Origin of the sequence: Streptomyces thermocarboxydovorans, assembly GCF_039524635.1 — a bacterium.
GTDB classification, from domain to species: Bacteria; Actinomycetota; Actinomycetes; order Streptomycetales; family Streptomycetaceae; genus Streptomyces; species Streptomyces thermocarboxydovorans.
Genome location: NZ_BAAAGU010000017.1, coordinates 92,167 through 100,972, shown reverse-complemented (window position 1 = coordinate 100,972; position 8,806 = coordinate 92,167). Strand labels below are relative to the sequence as shown.

Below are 8,806 nucleotides of genomic sequence, written 5' to 3'. Positions count from 1 at the left end.
CCACCGCCGCGCCCCCCACCGCACCGCCGCGCCGCGCCGCGAGGCCCCGCCGCACCGCCACGCCTCCCCCACCGCACCGCCGCGCCCCACCGCACGGCCGCGCCCCACCGCACTGCCGCAGGGGTCCCCCCACCCGGGGGCTGAGCCCTGCTGGTGCCGCGTGCGAGGATCGGAGACGTACCTCACACGTGTACCCGAAGGAGAGTGCGCGATGGCCGCCAAGCCGCCGAAGGCCGATCCGGTGCAGGACGCGCCGCAGGTCGCCGAGCCGAAGCACGCGGCCGCGGGGCTGACGGCGATCAGACACACCCTGCGCGCCGCCCAGCGGCAGATGGGCGTGAGGCGCACGGCGCTGACGCTGCTCAGCGTCAACCAGCGCAGCGGCTTCGACTGTCCGGGCTGCGCCTGGCCGGAGCCGGACCGGCCGCACCGGGCGGAGTTCTGCGAGAACGGCGCCAAGGCGGTGGCCGAGGAGGCCACCCTGCGCCGGGTGACGCCCGAGTTCTTCGCCGAGCACCCGGTCGCCGAGCTGGCCGGGCGCAGCGGCTACTGGCTGGGGCAGCAAGGCCGGCTCACCCACCCCATGTATCTGCCGGAGGGCGGCACCCACTACGAGCCGGTCACCTGGGAGCGCGCCTTCGACATCGTCGCCGAGGAGATCGCCGCGCTCGGCTCCCCCGACGAGGCCGTCTTCTACACCTCGGGCCGCACCAGCAACGAGGCGGCGTTCCTCTACCAGCTCTTCGCGCGGGAGCTGGGCACCAACAATCTGCCCGACTGCTCCAACCTGTGCCACGAGTCCTCCGGCTCGGCGCTGACCGAGACGCTCGGCGTCGGCAAGGGCAGCGTGCTGCTGGACGATCTCTACAAGGCGGACCTGATCATCGTGGCCGGGCAGAACCCGGGCACGAACCATCCGCGGATGCTCACCGCGCTGGAGAAGGCCAAGGCGAACGGCGCCCGGATCATCAGCGTGAACCCGCTGCCGGAGGCGGGCCTGGAGCGCTTCAAGAACCCGCAGACCCTGAAGGGCCTGACCGCCGGCGCCGCGCTGACCGACCTGTTCCTGCAGATCCGCATCGGCGGCGACCAGGCGCTGTTCCGCCTCCTCAACAAGCTGATCCTGCAGACGGAGGGCGCCGTCGACGAGGAGTTCGTGCGGGAGCACACGCACGGCTTCGAGGAGTTCGCCGAGGCGGCCCGCGCCGCCGACTGGGACGAGACGCTCGCCGCGACCGGGCTCACCCGCGAGGACATCGAGCGCTGCCTGCGGATGGTCCTCGACTCGAAGCGCACCATCGTCTGCTGGGCGATGGGCCTCACCCAGCACAAGCACGCGGTGCCGACCATCAAGGAGATCGTCAACTTCCTGCTGCTGCGCGGCAACATCGGCCGGCCCGGCGCGGGCGTGTGCCCGGTGCGCGGCCACTCCAATGTGCAGGGCGACCGCACCATGGGCATCTTCGAGCGGCCCTCCCCGGCCTTCCTGGACGCGCTGGAGAAGGAGTTCGGCTTCGCCCCGCCCCGCCGGCACGGCTACGACGTGGTCCGGGCGATCCGGGCGCTGCGCGACGGCGAGGCCAAGGTCTTCTTCGCCATGGGCGGCAACTTCGTCTCCGCCTCCCCCGACACGGAGGTCACCGAGGCGGCGATGCGGCGGGCCCGGCTCACGGTGCATGTGTCGACCAAGCTGAACCGCTCGCACACGGTCACCGGCGCGCGGGCGCTGATCCTGCCGACGCTGGGCCGCACCGAGCGCGATGTGCAGGCGGGCGGGGAGCAGTTCGTCACCGTCGAGGACTCCATGGGCATGGTGCATGCCTCCCGCGGGCGGCTGGAGCCGGCGAGCCCCTGGCTGCTGTCGGAGCCGGCGATCGTGTGCCGGCTGGCCCGGCGGGTGCTCGGCGCGGACAGCAAGGTGCCGTGGGAGGAGTTCGAGCGGGACTACGGGGCGATCCGGGACCGTATCGCGCGGGTGGTCCCCGGCTTCGAGGACTTCAACGCGAAGGTGGCCCGCCCCGGGGGCTTCGCGCTCCCGCACGCCCCGCGCGACGAGCGCCGCTTCCCCACCGCCACCGGGAAGGCCAACTTCACCGCGGCGCCCGTGGAGTACCCGAGGGTGCCGGAGGGCCGGCTGCTGCTGCAGACGCTGCGCTCGCACGACCAGTACAACACCACGATCTACGGCCTGGACGACCGCTACCGGGGCATCAGCAACGGCCGGCGGGTGGTGCTGGTCAACCCCGAGGACGCGCGGGAGCTGCGGGTCGCGGACGGCTCGTACGTGGATCTGGTGAGCGAGTGGAAGGACGGGGTGGAGCGCCGGGCGCCGGGCTTCCGGGTTGTGCACTACCCGACGGCCCGCGGCTGCGCCGCCGCGTACTACCCGGAGACCAATGTGCTGGTGCCGCTGGACGCCACGGCGGACGTCAGCAATACCCCGGCCAGTAAGTCCGTAGTGGTCCGTCTGGAACAATCGGCGGCCGACTGAGCGTTTGCTCAGCCGAGCAGTTGCGGCAGAGCGCCGCACAGCGCCGAAAGCGATCACGACGAAACGGAGCCGGACCCATGGGCGAGCAGCAGCAGGTGAAGTTCCCGCAGGAGGTCATCGACGAGTACGCCGCGCTCGGCGTGGACCTCCAGGCGCTGTTCTCGGCGGGCCATCTGGGCACGCGCATGGGCGTGCAGATCCTGGAGGCGTCGGCCGAGCGGGTCGTCGGGACGATGCCGGTGGAGGGCAACACCCAGCCGTACGGGCTGCTGCACGGCGGCGCCTCGGCGGTGCTGGCGGAGACCCTCGGCTCGGTGGGCTCGATGCTGCACGGCGGCAGCTCCAAGATCGCCGTCGGTGTCGACCTGAACTGCACCCACCACCGGGGCGTCCGCTCCGGCCTGGTCACCGGCGTGGCCACGCCCGTGCACCGGGGCCGCTCCACGGCGACGTACGAGATCGTCATCACGGACGAGCAGGACAAGCGGGTCTGCACCGCCCGCCTGACCTGCCTGCTGCGCGACGTGACCCCGAAGGACGCGGAGCGGGTGAACGCGCGCGGATGACCGCCCGCGCATGACCGCGAGCGGCCGGATCACCGGCACGGACGGAGCGGCCGGCCCGCCCCCGCACCGGTGATCCGGCCGCATCCCGCCCGCGCCCGCCCTCGCCGGGCACGGGGCGCGGGCGGGGCCGCGTCAGGACTTGGCCGAGCCGCTGCAGTACCAGTCGCCGTAGCGGGTGCCCCCGCTGTAGCGGGCCTCGCACACCCGCACCGTCACGTTCTCGTTGACGTCTTAGTTGCACTGGCGGATCTCGGTGCCGTTGTCGCCGATGTAGAGCCAGTCGCCGTCTTGAACTCCCCCGCGAAGCTCGCGAGACTCGGCGCGTGAGACGGCCCGACGGCATATGCGTCCTTGCCACGCTGATCCTCTCCGGCGCCCTGGCGGCCGGCTGCGGCACGTCCGGCCCCGGCACGGCCTCCGCGCCCGGCTCCGGGGCGGCCTCCGCGTCCGCCGCCTCCTCGCCGTCCCCGAGCGCCACCTCCGCCGAGGCGGTCTGCGTCAAGCTCGTGACGCACTGGTCGCGCGAGGTGCTCGCCGGCACCGCCTACGGCGACTACCAGTCGATGGGACTGTCCAACGGGCAGTACGAGATCCTGCGCGACGCCGTGGCGGCCGCCCGGCCCGTGGTACAGCGTCAGGGACCGGAAACCGCACAGCGAGTGATCGACCGTCAGGTGCGGCAGGGCTGCGCCGAGCGGTATCAGGACGGCGGGCCGAGCGAAGGGCCGTGGCAATGAGCGGTGTCGGCCCGGTGGAGCCGGGGCAGGGCACCCGGGCCTGGGACAGCACCCCGCCGCCGCCCCGTCACCGGCCTCGACTCGAGCCGCCGGCACGGGTCTTCGCCCGCCACCGCAGGGCCACGCTCGCCTCCCTCACCGCCGCGGCCGTCCTGGCCGGCGCCGGCTACCTCTACGCCACGCGGCCCGAACGGCCCGCGCCCGCACCGCCGCCGTACCCGTCCCAGGTCACCGCCCTCACCTATCTGAATCCGCAGGTCAGGACCCCTGGAACAGGGAAACGGAACTTCCGGTTCGATGCCCTGCTCAGCGTCGAATCCGGACCTGAGGTCACCATGATCCGGATTTCCCAGCCGTACGCGGGACTTTCCGTGACCTCCAGCCCACGCACGCCTTTCCGGACAAAGGCAGGTTCCCCCCGCAAGATCACGATCACCCTCCGGGTGACCGAATGCGGGAAAGTTCCCCAGGGGGCCGGCCTCCCTTTTCTGGATGTAACTCTACGTAATACGCGCGCAATACAGACGCACAGCTTCATCCTCGGCCCCCGCTACGCACAGGACCTCTCCGGGGCCCTGCAAGTAGCCTGTAGCAACGATTCCCGGTAATCACCAAAAGCGCCGAGACGCCTGATGGACCTCTGCCAGTCCTGCAGTTTCTCAGCATGCGGACAGGGCAAATCGGCGAGAATTCCTCCGTTCCCCCCACTCAGTACCGCTCTGCAATACGTCGTGTCATAACAAGAGCGTCACAGCATTGGTCAGACTCTCCTCCACGTTCCCCACACACGCTTAGAGTCACGGCCAGTCACCGCGGAGCCCGATTGTCACTTCGGCCCGGCGCTCGACTCGGCCGTTTCCACCGGGAAGCGGCTGTCAGGGGAAAGGACTGGATCGTGCGTCAACGTTCGCTCATCGCCATCACCGCCGCGCTGGCGGCGGGAGCTCTCACCCTTACCGCCTGCGGTTCGCGCGACGACGACGGCGGCTCGGACAAGGGCAACGGTGGCACCACCGTGGTCATCGGCGTGGACGCGCCGCTGACCGGCGACCTGTCCGCGCTGGGCCTCGGGATCAAGAACTCCGCGGACCTCGCAGCCAAGATCGCCAACAAGGAGAAGTTCGTCGAGGGCGTCACCTTCAAGATCGACGCCCGTGACGACCAGGCCCAGCCCTCCTCCGGGCAGGCCAACGCCACCACCTTCGTGGCCAACAAGGACGTCCTCGGCGTCGTCGGCCCGCTGAACTCGTCCGTCGCCGAGTCCATGCAGAAGGTCTTCGACGACGCCAAGCTCGTCCAGGTGTCGCCGGCCAACACCAACCCGGCGCTCACCCAGGGCACGGACTGGCAGAAGTCCAAGAAGCGCCCGTACAAGTCGTACTTCCGCACCGCGACCACGGACGCCGTCCAGGGTCCGTTCGCCGCGCAGTACCTGTACAACGAGTCCAAGAAGCGCAAGGTCTTCGTGATCGACGACAAGAAGACCTACGGCGCCGGCCTCGCCTCCACCTTCACCGCGGAGTTCAAGAAGCTCGGCGGCAAGGTCGTGGGCACCGACCACATCGACCCGGACACCAAGGACTTCTCCGCGGTCGCCACCAAGGTCAAGAACTCGGGTGCCGACGTCGTCTACTACGGCGGCGAGTACCCGCAGGCCGGCCCGCTCAGCAAGCAGATCAAGGCCGCCGGCGCCAAGATCCCGCTGGTCGGCGGTGACGGCATCTACAGCGCCGACTTCATCAAGCTGGCCGGCCCGAGCGGCTCCGGCGACCTGGCCACCTCGGTCGGCGCCCCGGTGGAGGAGCTGCCCTCCGCCAAGGAGTTCATCGCCAACTACAAGGCCGCGGGCTACAAGGACGCCTACGAGGCCTACGGCGGCTACTCCTACGACTCGGCCTGGGCGATCATCGAGGCCGTGAAGAAGGTCGTCGAGGACAACGACGGCAAGCTGCCCGACAACGCCCGCGAGAAGGTCACCGAGGCCATGCAGAACGTCTCCTTCGACGGAGTCACCGGCAAGGTCTCGTTCGACGAGTTCGGTGACGCCACCAACAAGCAGCTCACCGTCTACGCCGTTGAGAAGGGCGAGTGGAAGCCCGTGAAGTCCGGCACCTACACGGGCTGAGCTTTCACCCGCACCAACTAGAGGCCGCGCGGGGCGCTGCACCACTGGCGCCCCGCGCGGACTCGCATCCGGCCCCATCCGTCGAACTTGTTCCGAACGTCTCGGAGGACATGCGGTGAACGAACTGCCGCAGCAGCTGGTCAACGGCCTGCTACTGGGATCCATGTACGGGCTGGTCGCCATCGGCTACACAATGGTCTATGGCATCGTCCAGCTCATCAACTTCGCCCACGGCGAGATATTCATGGTGGGTGGCTTCGGTGCCCTCACCGTCTACCTGTACGTGCTGCCCGACGGCACGTCGATGTGGGTGGCCCTGCCCCTGATGCTCCTCGCGGGCGTCCTCGTCTCCGTCCTGGTCGCCGTGGGAGCGGAACGATTCGCCTACCGCCCCCTGCGGGGCGCCCCGCGTCTGGCCCCGCTCATCACGGCCATCGGTCTCTCGCTGGCCCTGCAGCAGGCCATCTGGGCCTGGTACCCCGGCGGTGAGGACTCCCTGAACTTCCCGCAGATCGAGGGCGGCCCCTTCGAGATCGGCAGTGTCACCATCCAGACCGGCGACATCTTCCTGTTTGTCGTGGCCCCCCTGAGCATGGCCGTCCTGGCCTGGTTCGTGATGAAGACGCGCACCGGCCGCGGCATGCAGGCCACCGCCCAGGACCCGGACACCGCCAAGCTGATGGGCATCAACACCGACCGCATCATCGTGGTCGCGTTCGCCCTCGGTGCCGTGTTCGCCGCCGTCGGCGCCGTCGCCTACGGCCTGAAGTACGGCCAGGTCCAGTTCCGCATGGGCTTCATCCTCGGCCTGAAGGCCTTCACCGCCGCGGTCCTCGGAGGCATCGGCAACATCTACGGAGCGATGCTCGGCGGACTCGTGCTCGGTGTCGCCGAGGCGCTGTCCACGGCCTACATCGCCGACATCCCCGGCATGGACCAGTTCGGCAGCCAGTCCTGGGCGAACGTCTGGGCCTTCGTTCTCCTCATCCTCGTGCTCCTGTTCAGGCCTCAAGGTCTGCTCGGTGAGCGAGTCGCGGACAGGGCGTGACACCGATGACCACACAGACCACAGCAGCCAAGACCCCCGACACCCCCACCGCCGCTGCGCCCAGGGGTCTGGTCGGCCTCCCCGAGAGCACCGGCCGCGCCCTGGCCACCGCCGGCGGCGTGCTCTCCGTCATCTCCACCTTCCTCGCCTGGACCTGGACCGCCGCGTTCCCCGGTGACCTCACCGTCTACGGCTACCCGGGCGGACTGCAGGTCCTGGTCCTGGTCGGCGGCGGCCTCACCGCGCTGTTCGGCCTCGCCTCCTACAGCATCAAGGGACTGCGCTGGCTCGTCCCGGCCGGCGCGGACAGCGCGCTCAAGCTGGCCGCGCTCGGCACCTTCGTCACCGCCTGGTACACGGTCATCGCGATCAGCGTGCAGCTCGGCGGCGTGGTGAACCTGGAGCCGGGCGGCTACGTCGTGGCCGTCGTCACCCTGCTCGCCCTGCTCGGCGCCCTCGCCCTGCCGTTCGAGCGGCCGGCCCCGGACCCCTTCGACCCGGAGGACACCGGCTGGGAGCAGTTCCGCCACAAGGCGCGCCACCAGGGCGCCGTCATCAAGGCGGCGTTCGCGACCGGGCCCGTCAAGGCGCCGACGCGCAAGCTCCCCGGCTTCGCCGAGATCCTGGTGATCGTGGCCGCCATGGCCGTCGGTCTGCTCGTCTTCACCTACGGCATCGGCACCGAGTACGACGAGCTGTTCGTCGGCTTCCTGATCATCGCCGGCTTCGGCTTCGCCGCCCTCTTCAAGGCCGGGCTGATCAGCCGGGTCTCCGCCATCACCGCCAAGCACCGCAACGTCACCCTGATCGGTGCGTTCGTCGCGGCGGCCGCGTTCCCCTTCACCCAGTCCGACGACCAGTACGCGACGATCGGCGTCTACATCCTGATCTTCGCCACGGTCGCCCTCGGCCTGAACATCGTGGTCGGTCTGGCCGGCCTGCTCGACCTCGGTTACGTCGCCTTCCTCGGTGTCGGCGCCTACGCCGCCGCCATGGTCTCCGGCAGCCCCTCCAGCCCGTTCGACTTCCACCTGCCGTTCTGGGCGAGCGCGCTGATCGGCGCGGCGGTCGCCATGGTGTTCGGCGTGATCATCGGTGCGCCGACGCTGCGGCTGCGCGGCGACTACCTGGCCATCGTGACCCTCGGCTTCGGTGAGATCTTCCGCATCGCCGTCCTCAACATGGACGGCACCTCCGGACCCGACATCACCAACGGCTCCAACGGCATCTCCTCGATCCCGAACCTCAACATCCTCGGGTTCGACTTCGGCCAGGAGCACACCATCGGCGGGTTCACCATCGCCCGGTTCGCCAACTACTTCCTGCTGATGCTGCTCATCACGCTGGTCGTGGTCGTCGTCTTCCGGCGCAGCAGCGACTCCCGCATCGGCCGCGCCTGGGTGGCGATCCGCGAGGACGAGACCGCCGCGCTCGCCATGGGCATCAACGGCTTCCGCGTCAAGCTGATCGCCTTCGCCCTCGGCGCCACGCTCGCCGGTCTCGCGGGCACCGTCCAGGCGCACGTCACCTACACGGTGACGCCGGAGCAGTACCAGTTCGCCCACGTGGTCCCGCCCAACAGTGCCTTCCTGCTCGCCGCGGTCGTCCTCGGCGGCATGGGCACCATCAGCGGACCGCTGGTCGGCGCGGCCCTGCTCTACCTGATCCCGGCCAAGCTCCAGTTCCTCGGCGACTACCAGCTCTTCGCCTTCGGCCTCGCGCTCGTGCTGCTGATGCGCTACCGACCGGAGGGCCTCATCCCGAACCGGCGTCGCCAGCTCGAATTCCACGAAGAGGCACAAGCGCCGACAGTCCTCAGCAAGGCAGGGGCCTGACCAC

At 70.0% G+C, this 8,806-nt stretch carries 7 protein-coding genes; all 7 read left to right on the top strand.

Annotation, left to right across the window (positions count from 1 at the left end; translation table 11 throughout):
- Window positions 1–211: 211 nt before the first annotated feature.
- The 7 genes from ABD198_RS10580 (at window position 212) to ABD198_RS10550 (ending at window position 8,802) form a co-directional block, all read left to right on the top strand.
- Window positions 212–2,491, top strand: coding sequence for an FdhF/YdeP family oxidoreductase (locus ABD198_RS10580; RefSeq protein ID WP_343999718.1), 2,280 nt, complete (start codon window positions 212–214; stop codon window positions 2,489–2,491).
- Window positions 2,492–2,568: 77 nt separating this feature from the next.
- Window positions 2,569–3,057, top strand: a complete 489-nt coding sequence (locus tag ABD198_RS10575; protein WP_343999716.1) for a PaaI family thioesterase — start codon at window positions 2,569–2,571, stop codon at window positions 3,055–3,057.
- A 323-nt stretch (window positions 3,058–3,380) separates the two neighbouring features.
- Window positions 3,381–3,794, top strand: a complete 414-nt coding sequence (locus tag ABD198_RS10570) for a hypothetical protein (RefSeq protein WP_343999713.1) — start codon at window positions 3,381–3,383, stop codon at window positions 3,792–3,794.
- Window positions 3,791–4,402 carry a Tat pathway signal sequence domain protein gene (locus ABD198_RS10565; RefSeq protein WP_343999711.1) on the top strand — a complete coding sequence of 204 codons (612 nt, stop codon included), beginning with the start codon at window positions 3,791–3,793 and terminating at the stop codon, window positions 4,400–4,402. Before ABD198_RS10570 ends, ABD198_RS10565 begins: the two co-directional genes overlap by 4 nt.
- 287 nt (window positions 4,403–4,689) lie before the next feature.
- Window positions 4,690–5,919, top strand: coding sequence for a branched-chain amino acid ABC transporter substrate-binding protein (locus tag ABD198_RS10560; protein ID WP_343999709.1), 1,230 nt, complete (start codon window positions 4,690–4,692; stop codon window positions 5,917–5,919).
- A 115-nt stretch (window positions 5,920–6,034) separates the two neighbouring features.
- A complete protein-coding gene (locus tag ABD198_RS10555) occupies window positions 6,035–6,967 on the top strand; it encodes a branched-chain amino acid ABC transporter permease (protein WP_343999707.1) in 933 nt (310 codons plus the stop codon).
- A 5-nt stretch (window positions 6,968–6,972) separates the two neighbouring features.
- Complete coding sequence (locus ABD198_RS10550) at window positions 6,973–8,802, top strand: branched-chain amino acid ABC transporter permease (protein ID WP_343999705.1); 1,830 nt, start codon at window positions 6,973–6,975, stop codon at window positions 8,800–8,802.
- Window positions 8,803–8,806 lie beyond the last annotated feature (4 nt).